The organism is Sphingomonas endophytica (genome assembly GCF_001476895.1).
In the GTDB taxonomy this organism is placed as follows: domain Bacteria; phylum Pseudomonadota; class Alphaproteobacteria; order Sphingomonadales; family Sphingomonadaceae; genus Sphingomonas; species Sphingomonas endophytica_A.
This window is the reverse complement of record NZ_LDTB01000165.1, coordinates 1-930: the sequence shown is the minus strand read 5'-3', so window position 1 is coordinate 930 and position 930 is coordinate 1. Positions and strand designations below refer to the sequence as shown.

General features: G+C 66.7%; 1 protein-coding gene. It reads right to left on the bottom strand.

All coding sequences use genetic code 11. The features are described from left to right. The coding region (locus NS334_RS16545) for a hypothetical protein (RefSeq protein ID WP_153002798.1) at positions 1-684 on the bottom strand (684 nt) is incomplete at its 3' end. Positions 685-930: the final 246 nt, after the last annotated feature.

The following is a 930-nucleotide window of genomic DNA, read 5'->3' as shown; positions in this document are numbered from 1 at the left end:
CCAGCAGGCGCAGGCGGTGCAGAACAGCGTGCTGGCGGCGAACAGCCAGCGCAATCGCAAAAGCTGCGCCGCCGTGCGGCCATCAGCATGGCCGCGGGGGTCGAGCGCGCGGGCCAGGCTGAGCGGTACGCCCATGAGAACGACGATCAGGAAGCCGTTCGCGGTCTGATCGCGTGCCGCGTCGCCGGCACCAAGCCAGAATTTGATCGGATCGCTGTACAGCAGCAGGATCAGTGCCGCGACGGTTGCCGTCGCCGCGCTGCTACGGGCCACCATGTCGGCGCGGCGGGCATCGATCGCGATCGCCGCGGCTGATATCATCACCGATAACAGCGACAGCCAGACCAGCAGCGCGCCAAGGCTGGCGCCGGTATCGATCGTGATGCTGCCGCTGAGCGGTGCTCCCAGCGTTTCGCCGGCGAACTTCCACACCGGATGCGCGAGGAACGGCAGCGGCAGCATCTGCAGGATGATCCAGAGCGCCGGCACCAGCGCTGTCGTGACGGCGGGCCCGGCGACCGATTTCAGGAATGACAGTTCACCTGGACGGATCACCATCAGGCTCGCCAGCAACCCAAGCGACGTCGCGGCGCCAACGAGGCCGGTGACGAACGAGGCGTCGAACAGACCCAGCGGAATCGACGCACCGATCAAGATGCAGATGAAAGCCGTGACGTTCCACACGAGCGGGGCAAGTCCTGAGGAGGGCATTCCTGCGGAGGATGACGACGCAAGGCAGCGGGATGCCCCGGGCTCGCGGCGAGGTCAATGGAAAATGCAGCGCGCCGAATGCGGCGGCCTCGTGCCGCGTCAATGCGGGCGGCGCAGGGCGAGCAACGGCGTCGAGGTGCGGGACCAGAACAGCGGCGCGAAGGCGCTTGCGAGATATCCGCCTTGCAACGATACGACCGCGATGATCATGAGCAGGAT